General features: G+C 59.3%; 16 protein-coding genes and 4 pseudogenes. 17 read left to right on the top strand and 3 right to left on the bottom strand.

What is annotated here, in order from left to right:
- Nucleotides 1-134: 134 nt before the first annotated feature.
- From IU397_RS14610 to IU397_RS14580, 7 genes are all read left to right on the top strand, one after another.
- Complete coding sequence (locus IU397_RS14610; RefSeq protein ID WP_204415045.1) at nt 135-1,697, top strand: ABC transporter substrate-binding protein; 1,563 nt, start codon at nt 135-137, stop codon at nt 1,695-1,697.
- A complete protein-coding gene (locus IU397_RS14605) occupies nt 1,687-2,475 on the top strand; it encodes an ATP-binding cassette domain-containing protein (RefSeq protein WP_239479822.1) in 789 nt (262 codons plus the stop codon). The genes IU397_RS14610 and IU397_RS14605 overlap by 11 nt, the downstream gene beginning before the upstream one ends.
- 4 nt (nt 2,476-2,479) lie before the next feature.
- The gene (locus tag IU397_RS14600; RefSeq protein ID WP_204415043.1) at nt 2,480-3,247 is read left to right on the top strand and encodes an ABC transporter ATP-binding protein; all 768 of its coding nucleotides are present in this window, start codon (nt 2,480-2,482) and stop codon (nt 3,245-3,247) included.
- Nucleotides 3,244-4,188: an ABC transporter permease gene (locus tag IU397_RS14595; RefSeq protein WP_204415041.1), complete on the top strand. Its 945-nt coding sequence runs from the start codon at nt 3,244-3,246 to the stop codon at nt 4,186-4,188. Before IU397_RS14600 ends, IU397_RS14595 begins: the two co-directional genes overlap by 4 nt.
- Entirely contained in the window at nt 4,185-4,997 is an 813-nt protein-coding gene (locus tag IU397_RS14590) for an ABC transporter permease (protein WP_204415039.1), read from the top strand. The genes IU397_RS14595 and IU397_RS14590 overlap by 4 nt, the downstream gene beginning before the upstream one ends.
- Before the next feature lie 4 nt (nt 4,998-5,001).
- Nucleotides 5,002-5,883, top strand: coding sequence for a DMT family transporter (locus tag IU397_RS14585; RefSeq protein WP_204415037.1), 882 nt, complete (start codon nt 5,002-5,004; stop codon nt 5,881-5,883).
- Between the two features lie 222 nt (nt 5,884-6,105).
- Nucleotides 6,106-6,885: a YHYH protein gene (locus tag IU397_RS14580; protein ID WP_204415035.1), complete on the top strand. Its 780-nt coding sequence runs from the start codon at nt 6,106-6,108 to the stop codon at nt 6,883-6,885.
- Nucleotides 6,886-7,518: 633 nt separating this feature from the next.
- On the opposite strand, the gene IU397_RS14575 is transcribed toward IU397_RS14580, so the two are convergent.
- Together IU397_RS14575 and IU397_RS14570 are read right to left on the bottom strand one after the other, a co-directional pair.
- The gene (locus tag IU397_RS14575) at nt 7,519-7,770 is read right to left on the bottom strand and encodes a helix-turn-helix domain-containing protein (RefSeq protein WP_204415033.1); all 252 of its coding nucleotides are present in this window, start codon (nt 7,768-7,770) and stop codon (nt 7,519-7,521) included.
- Nucleotides 7,755-8,270, bottom strand: a pseudogene (locus IU397_RS14570) (hypothetical protein); the annotation flags it as partial. The gene IU397_RS14575 and the pseudogene IU397_RS14570, both read right to left, overlap by 16 nt.
- Before the next feature lie 150 nt (nt 8,271-8,420).
- Here IU397_RS14570 and IU397_RS23330 point away from each other — a divergent pair.
- The 3 genes and pseudogenes from IU397_RS23330 (at nt 8,421) to IU397_RS14555 (ending at nt 9,597) form a co-directional block, all read left to right on the top strand.
- Nucleotides 8,421-9,278 (top strand): annotated as a pseudogene (locus IU397_RS23330) (carbon-nitrogen hydrolase family protein).
- Nucleotides 9,272-9,397 (top strand): annotated as a pseudogene (locus IU397_RS23935) (integrase); the annotation flags it as partial. The pseudogenes IU397_RS23330 and IU397_RS23935, both read left to right, overlap by 7 nt.
- A 50-nt stretch (nt 9,398-9,447) precedes the next feature.
- Complete coding sequence (locus tag IU397_RS14555) at nt 9,448-9,597, top strand: hypothetical protein (RefSeq protein ID WP_204415029.1); 150 nt, start codon at nt 9,448-9,450, stop codon at nt 9,595-9,597.
- A 215-nt stretch (nt 9,598-9,812) separates the two neighbouring features.
- Here IU397_RS14555 and IU397_RS14550 read toward each other — a convergent pair whose 3' ends face one another.
- Nucleotides 9,813-10,271, bottom strand: coding sequence for a MarR family transcriptional regulator (locus IU397_RS14550; RefSeq protein WP_204415027.1), 459 nt, complete (start codon nt 10,269-10,271; stop codon nt 9,813-9,815).
- A 138-nt stretch (nt 10,272-10,409) separates the two neighbouring features.
- Here IU397_RS14550 and hmgA point away from each other — a divergent pair, with 138 nt between their 5' ends.
- From hmgA to IU397_RS23325, 7 genes and pseudogenes are all read left to right on the top strand, one after another.
- Nucleotides 10,410-11,702, top strand: a complete 1,293-nt coding sequence (gene hmgA, locus IU397_RS14545; RefSeq protein ID WP_204415322.1) for a homogentisate 1,2-dioxygenase — start codon at nt 10,410-10,412, stop codon at nt 11,700-11,702.
- Nucleotides 11,703-11,772: 70 nt separating this feature from the next.
- Nucleotides 11,773-13,029 carry a fumarylacetoacetase gene (gene fahA / locus IU397_RS14540; RefSeq protein ID WP_204415019.1) on the top strand — a complete coding sequence of 419 codons (1,257 nt, stop codon included), beginning with the start codon at nt 11,773-11,775 and terminating at the stop codon, nt 13,027-13,029.
- A gap of 61 nt (nt 13,030-13,090) precedes the next feature.
- Entirely contained in the window at nt 13,091-14,041 is a 951-nt protein-coding gene (locus tag IU397_RS14535) for an MBL fold metallo-hydrolase (RefSeq protein ID WP_204415017.1), read from the top strand.
- Nucleotides 14,042-14,065: 24 nt separating this feature from the next.
- Nucleotides 14,066-15,676, top strand: a complete 1,611-nt coding sequence (locus tag IU397_RS14530; protein ID WP_204415015.1) for an FAD-dependent oxidoreductase — start codon at nt 14,066-14,068, stop codon at nt 15,674-15,676.
- A gap of 4 nt (nt 15,677-15,680) precedes the next feature.
- On the top strand, nt 15,681-15,863 hold the full coding sequence (locus tag IU397_RS14525) for a DUF2783 domain-containing protein (protein ID WP_204415013.1): 183 nt from the start codon (nt 15,681-15,683) through the stop codon (nt 15,861-15,863).
- Nucleotides 15,860-16,030 (top strand): hypothetical protein, encoded by a 171-nt coding sequence (locus IU397_RS14520; RefSeq protein ID WP_204415011.1) that lies wholly within the window; start codon nt 15,860-15,862, stop codon nt 16,028-16,030. The genes IU397_RS14525 and IU397_RS14520 overlap by 4 nt, the downstream gene beginning before the upstream one ends.
- Nucleotides 16,031-16,045: 15 nt before the next feature.
- A pseudogene (locus tag IU397_RS23325) lies at nt 16,046-16,210 on the top strand (IS3 family transposase); the annotation flags it as partial.

Here is a 16,210-nt window from a genome sequence, read left to right as displayed (position 1 = left end):
GCCTACGGTCATACGGAGGGCCAGTAAACACGTTCGAAGTGGCGCATCGCTCACAAAGGTTAATCAGGTCTTGTTGCGTTATAATATAACACCTAAACCGAGGGCATAACTGAATATGAACTGGTGAGAATCCCATGCCCTCTAGCTCCGTCGCCCGTTGGACGCGCTCCGCGCTCACCCTTGTTCTGGCAACAATCACGTCACTTGTTGGAACCATGACGTTGGCCGAAGACGTGGAAATGGTCATTGCATCGGGGTTCGGACCGACCAGCGATGTACCCGATCCGCGGGCACGCCAGAACGGCTGGCTTGCCAACCGCGCGGGGGTGTCCGAGACGCTAATCGGACTGGGCTATGACATGAGCATGCAGCCGCGATTGGCGGTTGCCTATGAAAACCTGTCGCCCACACAGTGGAAGGTGACCTTACGCGAAGGTGTGCTGTTCCACGATGGCACCCCGATGACCGCGCAATCGGTCAAGGCATCGTTCGAGAAGTTCGATGTCGAAGGGCACCCCGGTCACAACCCGCGCTTGTCCAAGCTGTTGGGGTTGGAGAGTATCGACGTTACCAGTGAGACAACCCTGGTCTTCACGACCACCGCGCCAAATTCGGCGTTCTTGTGGTCGCTCACCGAACCTGCCGCCGCGGTAATGAAAGACGGCACAGACGCATTTCCCCTAATCGGCACCGGGCCGTTCGTGTTTGAAATGGCGCAAACCGACAAAACCTATGCCGCCCGTGGCTTCGCGGACTATTGGGGCGGCACGCCAAAACTGGATCGGTTGGTCTTTGACACCATTCCCGACGCATCCGTGGCCGCACTGGCCTTGCAAGCAGGCGATGTGGATCTGGTCACACATTACCCGGAACCGGAATTTGCCAAGCTGCAAGAGGCCGGGGAAAGTCAACTCTTCGCCGTGCCCACCACCCGCCTCTACTTCATGCAGGCACGGGTCAATGGCGGACCTTTGGCCGAACCGGCGCTGCGTCAGGCCATCTCACTGGGCCTCGACCGGGACACGATCGTCGAAGCGGCGCTGGCCGGTGTCGGCGGTGATGCGGCCCAAACGGTTTTCCCGACCAATATGGAAAGTTGGGTGAACGCCGACCTCACGTTGCCCTACGACCCGACCGAGGCCCAGGCGATTTTGGACACAGCAGGCATCGTGGATAGCGACGGCAACGGCATCCGCGAGTTGAACGGCGAAGATGTAATACTGAAAATTCGCAGCTACGAAGGTCGTCCAGCCTTGCGCCCAACGCTGGAGATTTCGCAGGCGATGCTCAGCCAGATCGGTATCGGGGCCGAGATCGCGATGGGCGAATGGAATGCAAACAATGATGCGCTCCAGGCTGGTGAGATCGACATTCACCTGCAGGCCTGGGGCACCGCGCCCCAGGGCGATCCCGACTACTTCCCAAGCACGCTGGCGGCCACAGGCGGTAGTTATAATGTCGGCGGGTATCAAAACGCGGAGCTTGACGAACTGTTGGAGAAAGGTCGGACCCTGTTTGACAACGCCGAGCGCAAGCCGATCTATGCCGAGGTACAGGCCATTCTGAACCGTGACCTGCCTCTGATCCCGCTGTTTCATAAGACCCAAGTGTCTGTCGGTAATGGCAAAATCGAAGGTTTTCGCATCCACCCATCCGAAACCTATCTCGCCTCGCCGGAGTTGACAATTGCCCGCTGAGGCTGCCGCTGTCCTGACATTGAACGGCCTGTCCGCCCGCGTTGGCGGCAAGGTTGTCTTGCGAGACGTCAACTTGTCCGTCAAATCAGCGGGATGGTTGGCGGTGGTGGGCAGTTCCGGAGCGGGAAAATCCACCCTTTTGCGGATGATCCTGGGGCTGCGCCGTCCGGCATGTCCCACATCCGGGGTTATGACCTTTGATGGGGTGGCGCGTGATCTGACGAAACCTGCCCCCGGTCGCCCGGCGGACATTTCGCTTGTTCCGCAAAGCCCGGCCCATGGGCTGGACCCACTGCGACGCTTGGGGTGGCAATGGGCGCAGCTGGCACGGTTGAAATTGGGCTCTGCGGGCCAGACAGACCAGCACACCGCGCTGTTCAATGCGCTGGGCCTCCCCGGCCCGGCCAACCAATGGCCCCATCAATGGAGCCGCGGGATGCAGCAGCGGCTGCTCTTGGCCATGGCATTGATCGACACGCCAAAACTTTTGGTGCTGGATGAACCGACATCAGCGCTTGACCCCATCATCGCCGCGCAAGTGCTGTCGGAGGTTCAGCGCATCACCTCAGCCGCAGGAATTTCCGTGATGATGGTGACGCATGATCTGGCCATGGCGTCGCGCTTTTCCAACGACGTGGCCATCATGGAGGCGGGGCGCGTGGTAGAGGCGGGCCCCACGGACCAGATCCTTGCAAACCCCACTCATGCAGCCACGCAAGACCTGGTGTCCCATCGTCATTGGGCCCGCGCCCCGCGGCTGCCGCTGGTGGCGGAGTAAACACATGCTGTCGGTCGATAATCTAACGGTTCGAACCCAGGGCAAGACCCTGGTTCAAGGCGTGTCCCTGACCGTGCAGCCCGGTCAGATGCTGTGCATCATCGGCGAAAGCGGCGCGGGAAAATCCACTGTGATCAAAGCCCTGCAAGGGTTGATGCCCGGCACATGTGACCATTTCCGCTTTGATCCCATCGGGTTGGACCTGAAGGGCGCCTTGCCCGATATGGTCGGGCTTCCCAACACGCGGTGGGTGATGCAAGATCCACTGGCTGCGCTGGATCCGCGGTTCAGGCTGGGGCGGTCTGTCGCCGAAAGCCTGCACAGGCTGAACCTGCCCGTTGATGAACGCCTGTCACGGGTAAAGTCCGCGCTTGAAACTGTAGAGCTTGGGCCCGAATTCGCCGACCGGTTCCCCACTGAAGTGTCCATGGGTCAAGCGCAACGGGCCTGCCTCGCTCGGGCTATGATTGCCGAACCGCGGCTGATCTTCTTTGACGAGCCGCTCAGCGCACTCGACGCGTTGGTGCAGAAAAAGATCGCGCGCCGGATGGATGAGCTGCGCCGTCAAACCGGCATGGCTTATGTGGTGGTCACCCACGATCTGGGATTTGCCGCCACCTATGCCGATCACATCATCCTGCTGCGGCAGGGCCATATGGAAGCCTCCCAAACGCGTGAGGCCTTCTTTATCCGCCCCGCCAATGCCTATGCACGCGCATTGATTGATGCCGCCCGCAATCTTGGGGCCCTACCCGAGAGCCAGGTCGCATGACACATGCCCTGATCCGTCTGACCGGGTTGTTTGTGGTGATCTTTGGCATCGCCTTGATCACGTTCGCGCTGGCGCATTTCGCCCCGGGAGACAAGGCCCAAGCCATTGCCCATGCGCGCTACCCCGACGCGATGGGAATCCCGCCCCAGATTTTGATCGATATCCGTGCCGAATTCCGGCTGGACGACCCATTCCACCTGCATTTCCTGAATTGGTTCGGGCAAGTGCTGCGCGGGGATTTCGGCGTGTCCTATTCCAGCGGTGAACGTGTGTGGGCCATTTTCCTGGGAAGTTTGGGAGAGACCGTGACACTCACCATAACCTCGTTGGTCTTTGGGCTCACAGGGGCTTTCATTCTTGCCAGTCTGGCCGCGCGCTATCCCGGATCCATCATTGATCGCGCAGCGGTGGTGATTGCCTCGGTCGGGGCGGCAATGCCCGGCTTCTGGCTGGCGCTTTTGTTGATCCTGGCCTTTGCCGTACATCTGCAATGGCTCCCGGCCTATGGTACCGGAACCGCGGCGCATTTGGTTTTGCCCGCTCTCACGCTGGCACTGTGGGTCATGGCCTCGCAAACGCGGCTGCTGCGGAGTTTCTTCCTCGACGCGCGTGCCCAGCCCTTCATGGAAACCCTACGCCTCCGGGGCCATTCGGAATCTGAGCTGTTCTATCGGCACACGCTGCGCCATGCGATGGCACCCGCCTTGACCATGATCGGCCTTGATTTCGCCAGTCTGATGGAAGGCGCCATCATCATCGAACTGACCTTTGCACGGTCGGGCATCGGCTCACTCTTCGCGGCCTCGGTCCTGTCGCGCGACCTTCCCTTAGTGATGTTCCTGGTCATGTTCTTCGCCGTGATCTATGTGCTGATCAATACCAGCGTGGAGTTGGTGCAGCGCCTGAGCGATCCGCGCATGTCCGAAGGGAACGGCCCATGAGAGCGGCTCTGCGCCGTTTTCTGCGCCGTCTGTCCCTGGCCGTGACATGCATCGCGGGTGCGGTCATCGCGGGCTTGTGGCTCACGCCCTACGATCCCGCAGCCGCTGACTTCCTCGACCGTCTGTCGCCACCGACTGCGCAGCATTGGGCGGGCACCGATCATCTGGGCCGCGATATTGCAACGCGATTGCTCCATGGCGGGCTTTGGTCCTTGGGATTGTCCCTGACCATCACGGCGTTCGGGTTGGTCACGGGCACCCTGATCGGGATCATCGCCGCGCAATCGGGGCGGATCGGAGACTTTGCCATCATGCGCGTGACCGACAGCTTCTTTGCCTTTCCCGAACTGGTAGCTGCCGTGGCTGTGGCTGGCATTTTCGGACCCAGCACCGTAAATCTGGTCATCGCACTAATGATTGTCAGCTGGATGAAATTCACCCGCTTGGCGCGCACACTCGCCCTGACCACATCAAAGCAGGATTTCGTGACCCAAGCGCGGCTAAACGGTCTGTCCCAGGCGCGGATCCTGCTGGTTCACATCCTGCCCAACATTCTGCCATCAATCCTGGTTCTGGGTACCAACAGCTGGTCGCGGACGATCCTGGCCATTTCGGGGCTCAGCTTTTTGGGCTTCGGCGTGCAGCCCCCCCAGTCCGAATGGGGTGCCATGCTGCTTGACGGCAAACCCTATATGCAAAGCGCCCCGCATCTGATGATTTTTCCCGGGTTGACCGTGCTGATCTCGGTCTTGGCGATCAACCTGGCAGGGGACCGTTTGCGCGATCTTCTGGCCCCGCAATCCATGTGAACCCTTGGACACATCCGGCATCACCCTGCGCATCGGCGCCACGTTCTTTTTCACACTGATGGTGATCTGCGCCAAGTTATTGGCAGATACCGTTCCTGTGGGACAGGTCGTATTTTTCCGCTCCGCCGTAGCCTTGATCCCGCTGATCGGATTTCTCATCTGGACCAGAGAGTTTCCCCAAGGTTTGCGCACCCGCCGCCCCATGGCCCACGTCCTGCGCTGCATGTTGGGTTGCACAGCCCTTTTTGCCAGCTTCGCATCGCTGAAGTATTTGCCGCTCGCTGATGCGACGATCATCGGCTATCTGGCACCTCTTGTGTCCGTGGTGCTGGCCCGGCTTGTACTGGGCGAAGACGTGCCACCCGCACGGTGGCTTGCCGTCACCGTAGGGTTCCTGGGCATTCTGGTGCTGGTGATCCCGCAACTCAATGACGTGGATCTCGACCGCGCCTACCTGATCGGTGCCGCATTGGCGCTGACCATGGCGCTCTTTACCGCTGGAGCCAAGATCCAGATCCGGTCCCTAGCACTCACCGAAAATGCAGGCGCCATTGCCTTCTACTTCGCACTCACCTGCGCCTTGGCCGGTTTGGCCACAGCGAGCTTTGGCTGGATCAGACCCGATGGCTATCAACTGGCCTTGCTCATCGGCGCTGGCATGGCCGGCGGCATCGCCCATATCATGATGACATTGGCTTTGCAGCGGGCAGAGGTGTCAAAACTCGCACCTTTCGAATATCTGGCTCTGCTTTTCGCGATCATCGCCGATGTCGCAGTGTTCGGCCTCGCCCCGCAAATGGAGTTCTACTACGCGACGGCGCTGATACTCGGCTCCCTCTGGCTTGTGACCAAGCGCGCCAAACGCATAAGACCAACCACGATATAGCAACGATCCGATAGAGCCCCTCCGCTTGACCGATTTTCGGTGGTGCTAGGCATGCCCTTCCAAGGATAGGGTGCCGACTGTCCGCTCCCTCATGGTAGATCGTGCGGATTCACATCGGTGCAGGGCCTGCGCGATGGAACGCGCACCAATATCCTGCGTTGGAAGAACGACGGAAATACCCTTCACACCCGTTACACTATCATACGAAATCTTGAGGGTATCATGAAAACATTCGGCACCACGCTCGCTCTGACGCTTTTAACCAGCGGCGCGGTTCATGCGCACGCGATCATCACGATGGAGGAGGATCAACGCTGTATCACATCTGATGGCGTGCCCGATCACGAGGTCGGCACATGGCGACCCGGGGCCACCGTGGAACCGCAGGACCACCGGTTCTGCATGGATGCGACGCCCGAATTGACAGGCACTATTGCGCGCAACGTCCGCATCTCTGGCATCACGGTGACCGGCATCCCCCTGCGCCCGGGCACCGCGGAATACTACGATCCATCTGCCGAACTTGGCTGGTCACGTGATCGGTCATCTGGATGGAATGTCGAAGGCATGGGCGGGCTCAGGATGGATGCGCAGAACGCGCATGTCGATGGGGATGGGATGTACCACTATCACGGCATCCCCTCTGCGGTGGTCGACAAGCTTGAGGATACGCTGTTTGGCTATGCCGCCGACGGGTTCGAGATCCATTACGTCGGTGCTGAGGCACAGCCGTCCTGGCAGTTGAAAAGCGGAGAGCGCGAGTCTGGTCCGGGTGGCGTACATGACGGCACCTATGTGCAGGATTACGAATTTGTTACGGGATCAGGCACTTTGGATGAATGCAACGGGGGAATGCGCGACGGGCGATATGTCTATTTCGCAACCGATACCTACCCGTTTTTCCCGCGCTGTTTCAAAGGAACGGTATCGACCGAGTTCATCGGTGGTGGACGCGGCGATCGACCCCGGCCAGGCCGCGACGGCCGAAGGAGGTCGCCTTAACCCGCCACACGCAAGCTGTATTGCCGCGTTGGTTATTGGAGGGCCTCAAACAGTGCGGGGCTTCCGATGTCATGTATTCAGCGACATCGCAACCAGTTGGACACCGCTTGGCACCACCGATGGCCGGAGACGCTGTTGGTGGCTGACGTGCAGCATCAGCATGTGGCGGCAAGTGCTGGCATCGAATGGCGCATTTGTCGGACCACCGCGGTGGGACTGTAATACGATAATCCAGGCCAAAAGTTTGGTGTCGCTGGTTCTCAAAATACCGCTTTCCAAATTAACGCCGGTTGTCCTCACTCTCCCTGCGGAGTTCCTTTCCGGCAGTCTAGAATGACCGCACCTCGACAAAGAAAACGCCGGTAAAGCTGGGACCATCCATCTGAGTATGCCGCCACGGCGTTGAGCACATACCTTTGATACGCATCTCGAAGTCCTAGGCTGATCATGGGATGATCCATGGATGAAAAGCTGCCCAGCTCACATCCTCAAAGTCGTAGATGCCAGCCCACCGCACGCACGCTAAACCCGCAACAGCCAAAGGGACGGCGGGCGGGGCGATGTGCGCAGCACGAGCGTCGTCCCCGTCCCACCCCAGACGATCCTTCTGCCCCCTAATAGCGTATCGTACGCTCAGCGCGACCGGCGAAAATCCCTCGGGCTGCGCTCGAAATGGGTTCGAAACAGGGTCAAGAAATTCTGCATGTTCGAAAACCCATATCGAAAGGCAATCTCACCGATGGATTGGCGGGCAAACCGCGCCTCGCGCAAATCAGCGGCAACCCTCTCCAGCCGACGCTCCCGGATGTCGGCACCAATCGGCTGATCTTCCTTGGGAAAAATCTCACCAAGCCCCCGCACCGACAGGCTCACCTCCTCTGCCACGCGCGTGCGGTCAAGCTGGGGATATCCCGGATGAACGCCTTTGCGCGCAATATCACCTGCTGTTCAGGACGGGACAATGCGTATTTCTCAGGACCCGACGCCGCCAGACACGTGGCAATCAAGTCAACCAATGTCTCCTGCACCAGTTTCCCGATCCCCGATTGGCCACTGATCTTGTGGGCCGTCAGTGATCTGGCTTGGGGCAACCGGTCCGTCAGCATCTCCGCCGGCAATTGCACCACCATCTGCCCAAAACCGGCGGACAGATCCAGACGATAGGGCTCGCTGCTGGAGTACAGCGCCATGTCACCGGGATGCAAAACGGCGTCATGACCAAATTGCGAAACACGTGACGATTCAGCAATCTGAAGGCTCAACAGATAGAATGCCTGCGACGCGGACCGGATATCCCGCTCGCGCCGCTCAACCTGATGGGCTTGCCCCGAAACGCAGGAAATCGACAACAATGAATGGCGCGCAATGTTGATGGAGCCCTGGAACCGAAGCCTGTCTTTGGCCTCTCATCCCAGCTGCACATAGTTGTCGCACATGGACCCGCGCCAATAGGCAAAACGGTCAGCCACTGCGATATCGTCCGTGTCATATCGGGTTTGGAGATCCATCGCCACTGACCTCAACTTCACCCAACAATGCCTGCTTTGCCTAAAAACACAAGTTTTTCCGCCCGTATTCAAAGGCAACTGCTGACGATTGGACGGAACCTGCTGTCAATTCAATCGTGTAATCCAACAGGGAGCCACGTCATGACGCAACCGTTCAAGGTTGCTGCTGTTCAGGCCGCACCGTCCTTCCCTGACATCGATGCTGGTGTTGCTCGCGCCGCAAATCATATCGAAAAGGCCGCCGCGGCGGGAGCCAAATTTGTCGTCTTCCCCGAAACCTGGTTGCCCGGCTATCCCAACCATATCTGGCTTGGCCCCGTTGCCTGGGGCATGCAATTTGTCGGTCGTTATTTCGACAATTCGATTGAAGCCGGAAGTGACCACGATACGGCCATCGTCAAGGCCGCCCGCGACGACAATATCTAGGTCTCGCTCGGCCTGTCCCAACGTGCTGGCGGCAGCCTCTACATCGCGCAGTGGCATTACGGACAAGACGGAGAGATCATCCGGCGCCGTCGCAAGCTCAAGCCAACCCATGTCGAACGCATGGTTTTTGGTGAGGGGGATGGAAGTGACCTTGTGATCAATGATATCGCCATCGGTCGGATCGGTCAGTTATCCTGTTGGGCGCATCTGCAACCGCTTTCGAAATACGCGATGTATGCCCAGAATGAGCAGATCCACTGCGCCGCGTGGCCAAACCTGGCGCTGTATGAAGGCGGGGCCTGCGCGCTGGGCCACCAGGTGAACAACGGCGCCAGCATGATTTATGCCGTAGAAGGGGGCTGTTTCGTCATCGCGGCCTGCGCCCTTGTCAGCAAGGAACAACAGGACATGCTGTGCGACGGAGACCCGATGAAGGAGGCCCCGCATGGCAACGCCTGATCAGTGACCGCCTCAACGCGACATCTCGAAAATGCCTCGGATGGAAAACACTGGCCGAGGTGTTCCGCGACAAGATGATCGAAGAGATGGGCCGGCCCCCCTACCCTCAGAAGCAATAGGCGTCGCAGTTCAAGTATCGCTCACAAAGTTATCCAAGGACGCGGATCTGATGGCCCATTTCCCGGGCTGCAACATGGTGGTCGATGTTGGGGTCACGGTCGTGTTCCAGAATTGTGCGCGCTGCATTCACGAACACAAACGCATCGAATCCTCCCCGTATGTGCCGGATGTCACGGGCAAACAGCTCTTCCCGGCATGAAAGCGGATACACCCTTTGCAACCCTTCCTCCATCCCGATGACCAGGGTCAGGCGAAGCGCGAAGATGGCACCATCACCGAGGAAGAATACCTGGAAGAAGTGTCTCAAGGCACATCATGACCGGGACCATGATAGCGCATCGGGCCTTTGGATCTGTTCGGCATAGCGAGTAATATCGCACGGCACGCCCTGAGACCGGACAGGCCACGATGACGTTACCCGGTGTCAGTGGGTGCCGGTTCCGGCGCATCAAGATCAGCTATTTTGATCAGGCACTTGCGCAAGATCATCTGCTCTTGAACCGTGAAATCGGCCATCATTTGCACATTGAAATCCGCCGCATCCCGATAAAGCTCCTTGAACACAAGTTCACCGGATTTCGTTAGGCGCAATATTTCCTGTCGGCGGTCTTCGGGCAATTCCTTGCGGGTCAGGTACCGTTTGGCCGCCAATGCGGCGACGGCCCGGCTGACCTTGGTCTTGTGGATCCGCGCGCGGTCGCAGATTTCCTTGGCGGTCATCGGGCCATAGCGCCCAAGATGAAAGAAGACCCGCCATTCCGTACGCAACATCCCATAGCGGTCTTTGTAATAGGCCTGGAACACCGCGCTGGATGTCTCCGCTGCGATAGTCAGCAGGTAGGGGGTGAAGTCTTTGAGGTCAAAATCAGTCACAAACGTAACTTGATCTGTTGTTAGTTACAAAATCAACCAATATTCTGTAACCAAGTAAGGGAGGTTGCGGTGAACAAACAGACAGCGGAACCCGGCCTGCATCCGGCAGGTCAGACAGCCGAAACCCATGCCGGGTATATGCCCGGCTTTGGCAACGATTTTGAGACCGAGGCGCTGCCGGGTGCCTTGCCGCAGGGGCGAAACAGCCCGCAAAAGGTGAATTACGGTCTGTATGGTGAGCAGTTGTCCGGCACAGCCTTCACCGCGCCCAGCCACCAGAACGAACGCACCTGGTGTTATCGCATCCGGCCATCGGTCAAGCACACCCACAGGTTCACCAAGACCCATCTGCCCTATTGGAAATCAGCGCCGCTGATTGACCCCGACGTGATCTCTCTCGGGCAATACCGGTGGGATCCGGTACCCCACACCGATCAGCCGCTGACCTGGCTGACCGGCATGCGCACCATGACCACGGCTGGCGACGTCAACACGCAGATCGGCATGGCGAGCCATGTCTACCTGGTGACGCAAAGCATGGTGGACGCGTATTTCTATTCCGCCGACAGCGAATTGCTGGTTGTCCCGCAAGAGGGCCGTCTGCGGTTTTGCACCGAACTTGGCGTGATCGACATCGAACCGCAGGAGATCGCAATTCTGCCGCGCGGGCTGCTGTACAGGGTTGAGGTGCTGGAGGGTCCAGCCCGCGGGTTCGTGTGCGAGAATTACGGCCAGAAATTCGATCTGCCCGGTCGCGGGCCGATCGGCGCGAATTGCATGGCCAATCGGCGGGACTTCAAGACGCCAGTCGCCGCGTTCGAGGATCGCGATGCACCCAGTACCGTCACGATCAAATGGGCGGGCCAGTTCCATGAAACCAGTATCGGGCATTCGCCCCTGGATGTCGTGGCTTGGCATGGCAATTACGCTCCTTGCAAGTATGACTTGCGCACGTATTGCCCCGTCGGTGCGATCCTGTTTGATCACCCGGATCCGTCGATCTTTACAGTCCTGACAGCGCCATCCGGGGTAGAAGGCACGGCCAATATCGACTTTGTCCTGTTCCGCAACCGCTGGATGGTGGCCGAAGATACGTTTCGTCCGCCTTGGTACCACAAGAATGTCATGTCAGAACTGATGGGCAACATCTTTGGTATCTATGACGCCAAACCCAAGGGCTTCGTGCCAGGCGGCATGAGCTTGCACAACATGATGCTGCCCCATGGCCCAGACAAGAACGCCTTTGAGGGTGCGTCGAACGCGACACTTGGGCCAGAATACTTGGCCAAAACCATGAGCTTTATGTTCGAGACGCGGTTTCCACAGCACCTTACAGCTTTTGCGGCAAAGGAGGCACCGTTGCAGGACGACTACATCGATTGCTGGTCGGATCTGGAAAAGAAATTCGACGGCACGCCCGGCAAGAAATGACCGCTGGCATCGGTGCACCTTTTTTAGCCAGCGCCCGGAGTAAGGCGGCCGTCATATTGAAAGATATCAAATGCCATTGATGCAAAGTTGGGTTGAAAGTGCGAACGATCCAAACACGCCCTTCCCGCTCAACAACCTGCCCTATGGCGCCTATGTGCCTGACGGTGACGACCTTCCCCGCTGTTGCGTGGCGATCGGCGATTACCTGTTTGATGCCCATGAAGCCGAGTTGGACGATGTCATCGCGCTGGGCGGGCTGCCAGTGGCCTGCCTGGGCGACTGGACCGGGCTGATGCGCCGTGAGCCCGAAATTTGGGCGGCGTTTCGCAGCCGAATGATCGAACTCCTGCATGACGGAGCACCGGAGCGCGAGATCGCAAAGACCTATCTGCACCCTTTGGAAGGGGCAAAGCTCGTGATGCCCGTCTGTGTCTCGGAGTTCACCGATTTCTACGCGGGCAAACACCACGCCACCAATGTCGGCACCATGTTCCGGGGGCCGGACAATGCCTTGCCGCCCAACTGGCTGCACATCCCCATTGGCTATAACGGGCGGGCGTCTTCCGTTGTCGTGTCGGGCACGGACATCATCCGCCCCAATGGACAGATCAAGGCGCCAGGTGCGGATATGCCCTCTTTCGGGCCCAGCGCGCGGCTTGATATCGAACTGGAGATGGGGGCGATCATCGGCGGCACAACGCCTCTTGGCCAACCGGTCACCGTCCGGCAAGCCGATGACATGATCTTTGGTTACGTGCTTTTGAACGACTGGTCGGCGCGTGACATCCAGGCATGGGAGTATCAGCCGTTGGGCCCGTTCCAAGCCAAGGCATTCGCCACCTCGATCAGCCCGTGGATCGTGACCAAAGCAGCGCTTGAGCCGTTTCGCACATCCACGCCTGCGCGGGAAAAAGACCTGCTTCCCTATCTCAAGGAGCCGGGGCCAATGCTGTATGACATCGATTTGTCCGTCACGATGGCCCCGCCGGGCAAACCCGCAACGACCATCGTCCGCACGAACTATAAGCAGATGTATTATTCTGCCGCACAACAGGTGGCCCACCATGCCTCGTCAGGCTGCGCCATGACTACCGGCGACCTGATAGGCTCCGGCACAATCTCGGGCCCGGAAAAATCAGAACGCGGCAGCCTGTTGGAACTCACATGGGGCGGCCAGGAGCCCCTGACCCTGGATACCGGTGAGACACGGACCTTTATCGAGGATGGTGACACGCTGACCCTGCATGGCGCGGCACACGGCGACGGCTACCGGATCGGATTTGGCAGCTGCACCGGCACCGTCAAACCCGCGCGTCAATTTCCATGATATCCTCCGCAGCCAATGCCCACTGCCGGAGGTTCCGGCGCCGATCAAAGGACTGAACTCCATGGCCAAAGCATTCGCCTCGCAAGGCGACATGACCGAAAAGACAATCACCTTTGACGAGGTCGGGCGCGATCTTTGGGCTTTTACCGCCGAGGGCGACCCCAATTCCGGCGTCATCATCGGCGATGACAGCGTTATGGTGGTCGAGGCGCAAGCGACACCGCGCCTGGCGCAAAAGGTGATCGAAAAGGTGCGCAGCGTCACCGACAAACCCATCAGCCATCTGGTCTTGACCCACTACCATGCCGTGCGGGTTCTTGGGGCCAGCGCCTATGGTGCCGATCAGATCATCATGTCCAATGCGGCCCGCGCCATGGTCGAAGAACGCGGGCAAGAAGACTGGGATAGCGAATTCCAGCGCTTCCCCCGGCTGTTCGAAGGCCATGAAAGCATCCCCGGCCTGACTTATCCCACCACGACCTTTAGCGACAGCATGACCGTTTATCTGGGCAAGCGCCGCGTTGATATCTGCCAGATCGGCCGCGCCCATACCGCCGGTGACGCCGTGATCCATGTGCCCGATGAAAATGTGATGTTCACCGGCGATATCGTCGAGGATCACTCCGCCTGCTATTGCGGGGATGGCTATTTCGCGGATTGGGGCGACACCCTCGACCGGATCAAATCCTATGACGTCGATGCCATCGCCCCGGGAAGGGGTGCAGCCCTTGTCGGCAAGCAGGCGGTCGACCGGGCCATTGAAAGCACGCGGGATTTCGTCGACAGCACCTATGCCCCGGCAGCCCGGATTGCCGCACGCGGCGGGTCCCTCAAGGACGCGTGGGAGGCAGTGCGGACGACCTGCGATCCCAAGTTCAGCGACTATGCCATTTATGAGCATTGCCTGCCGTTCAATGTCTCGCGCGCCTATGACGAGGCCCGCGGCATCGCCCATCCCCGCATCTGGACCGACACACGCGATCTGGACATGTGGGCCGCCCTTCAGGGCTGATCAAAAAGACAAGCGAGGAGCTCGATGGTTGCCGTTCGTTACAAAACCGCGTTCACGCTATACCCTTACAAAAAGGTGCCGGAGCAGACAGGCACCCCCGTGCGGCATCCCGTCGTCATCGTCGGTGGCGGCCCGGTGGGCTTGACGCTTGCCCTTGATCTGGGCAAAAAGGGCACACCTGCGCTGGTCCTTGATGACCATGAGGGCGCTGGTCTGGGCAGCAAGGCCATCTGTTTCGCCAAACGCACGCTCGACATTGCCCACCGATTGGGCGCAGCACAACCGATGATCGACAAAGGCGTGATCTGGAATGTGGGCCGGGTCTTCCATGGCGATGACAGGCTCTTTTCGTTCGACCTTCAGCCCGAGGCGGGTCACCGCAACCCAGCCTTCATCAACCTGCAACAGCCTTATTTCGAGCGTTTCCTGATGGACGAGATCCGCAGGGTTCAATCCCAAGGGGCCCCCATCGAAACCCGTGGCCGCAATCGGGTCATCGGCCTAAAAACCCATGCGGATTTCGTCACGCTCGACATCGACACACCGGACGGCCCCTACCAGATCGAGGCGGATTACCTTGTCGCCTGCGATGGCGCCCGCTCCGCGATGCGTGACATGATGGGGCTCAGCTTTGACGGTCGCATGTTCGAAGATAACTTCCTGATCGCCGATGTGCGCATGACCGCTGATTTTCCCACCGAACGCTGGTTTTGGTTCGAACCGCCCTTCAAGGATAGCGGTCAATCAGCCCTGCTGCACAAACAGCCCGATGATATCTGGCGGATCGATTTTCAGCTTGGCTGGGATATCGACCGCGACCAAGAATTGCAGGAAGATCGCATTCGCGCCCGGGTGGATGCGATGCTGTCCAGCCAGACCGGCGAAGTGCCCGATTATGAACTTGTCTGGACCTCGATCTACACGTTCCAATGCCGCCGCATGAAAGAGTTCCGCCATGGTCGCGTCTTCTTTGCAGGTGACAGCGCCCATCAAGTCTCTCCCTTTGGGGCGCGGGGCGCGAATTCCGGGGTGCAGGATGCCGAAAACCTGGCCTGGAAACTGGACCACGTGATCAAGGGGCTGGCCGGCGAACCGCTGCTAGACAGCTATAGCCAGGAACGCGGTCATGGGGCAGATGAAAACATCCTGAACTCTTCTCGCGCCACCGATTTCATGACCCCCAAGACGCAAGCGAGCCGGTTGTTTCGCGATGCGGTTCTTAACCTGGCAGGTCGCCACCCCTTCGCGCGCCCCATGGTCAATTCCGGACGTCTCTCTGTCCCCTGCACTTACCAGGGCCTTCCATTGATCAGCGCCGATGCGCTGGACGGGCCCGCAGCGACGCGGCCCGGAGCGGCCTGTGTCGATGCGCCTGTGGGCAACGGCTTTCTTCTGGACCTGTTGGGCCATGACTTTGTGCTGCTTGTCTTGGGCGGGTCCACACCACCTGACATGCCAGAGCTGCGGCTCGTCCATATTCCGGATCCCACGCCGGAGCTTGCCGTGCGCTATCTGGGGGGCAATTCCGGGGCCATCTACTTGATCAGACCGGATCAACACATTGCCGGACGTTGGCCCGGTATCGATGCCCGGACGATCCGGGTCGCCCTGGACCGGGCGTTGGGCAAGGATTGACCGGATGGCATTGATCCTGACGCCGAACATTACTGATCCTGATGGCTTCTATGATGAATTGCTGGCCGCCCATGAAGGGCTGGACAAGGATCAAAGCGATGCCTTGACCGCACGGCTTGTCCTGGTGCTTGCAAATCATATCGGCGACCGCGACTTGCTGCGCCTGGCCCTGGAAGCGGCGAAATGACGGGGGCCATCCTCTGGGACTACCCCAAATCCTCGGCCAGTTACCGCGTCCGTATCGCCTTGAACATGACCGGGGAACCTTATGAGACCGCTATGGTCGACCTCTCTGACGGTGCGAACAGGACAGCCCTGAACCGCGCCGTGTTTTCTGGAGGCTCCAACTCCTGAGTAGGATGGAGCATCATGAGCCAGACGACGAACAAGTATTCCCCCGAACTGCGCGAACGAGCGGTTCGCATGGTTCTGGACCACGCCGGGCAGCATGGGAGCCGCTGGTCGGCGATCCTGTCGATTTCCTCGAAGATCGGTTGCGCATCTCAGACGCTGAACGCGTGGGGCAAGAAGGCG

Origin of the sequence: Actibacterium sp. 188UL27-1 (assembly GCF_016901225.1) — a bacterium.
Lineage (GTDB): Bacteria > Pseudomonadota > Alphaproteobacteria > Rhodobacterales > Rhodobacteraceae > 188UL27-1.
This window is presented reverse-complemented; position numbering and strand designations above follow the sequence as displayed.

Coding starts and splice junctions, on each gene's coding strand:
- IU397_RS14590 (WP_204415039.1), top strand. CDS start 4,185: ATGAGAGCGGCTCTGCGCCGTTTTCTGCGCCGTCTGTCCCTGGCCGTG.
- IU397_RS14595 (WP_204415041.1), top strand. CDS start 3,244: ATGACACATGCCCTGATCCGTCTGACCGGGTTGTTTGTGGTGATCTTT.
- hmgA (WP_204415322.1), top strand. CDS start 10,410: ATGCCCGGCTTTGGCAACGATTTTGAGACCGAGGCGCTGCCGGGTGCC.
- IU397_RS14580 (WP_204415035.1), top strand. CDS start 6,106: ATGAAAACATTCGGCACCACGCTCGCTCTGACGCTTTTAACCAGCGGC.
- IU397_RS14555 (WP_204415029.1), top strand. CDS start 9,448: ATGGCCCATTTCCCGGGCTGCAACATGGTGGTCGATGTTGGGGTCACG.
- fahA (WP_204415019.1), top strand. CDS start 11,773: ATGCCATTGATGCAAAGTTGGGTTGAAAGTGCGAACGATCCAAACACG.
- IU397_RS14530 (WP_204415015.1), top strand. CDS start 14,066: ATGGTTGCCGTTCGTTACAAAACCGCGTTCACGCTATACCCTTACAAA.
- IU397_RS14600 (WP_204415043.1), top strand. CDS start 2,480: ATGCTGTCGGTCGATAATCTAACGGTTCGAACCCAGGGCAAGACCCTG.
- IU397_RS14520 (WP_204415011.1), top strand. CDS start 15,860: ATGACGGGGGCCATCCTCTGGGACTACCCCAAATCCTCGGCCAGTTAC.
- IU397_RS14525 (WP_204415013.1), top strand. CDS start 15,681: ATGGCATTGATCCTGACGCCGAACATTACTGATCCTGATGGCTTCTAT.
- IU397_RS14535 (WP_204415017.1), top strand. CDS start 13,091: ATGGCCAAAGCATTCGCCTCGCAAGGCGACATGACCGAAAAGACAATC.
- IU397_RS14610 (WP_204415045.1), top strand. CDS start 135: ATGCCCTCTAGCTCCGTCGCCCGTTGGACGCGCTCCGCGCTCACCCTT.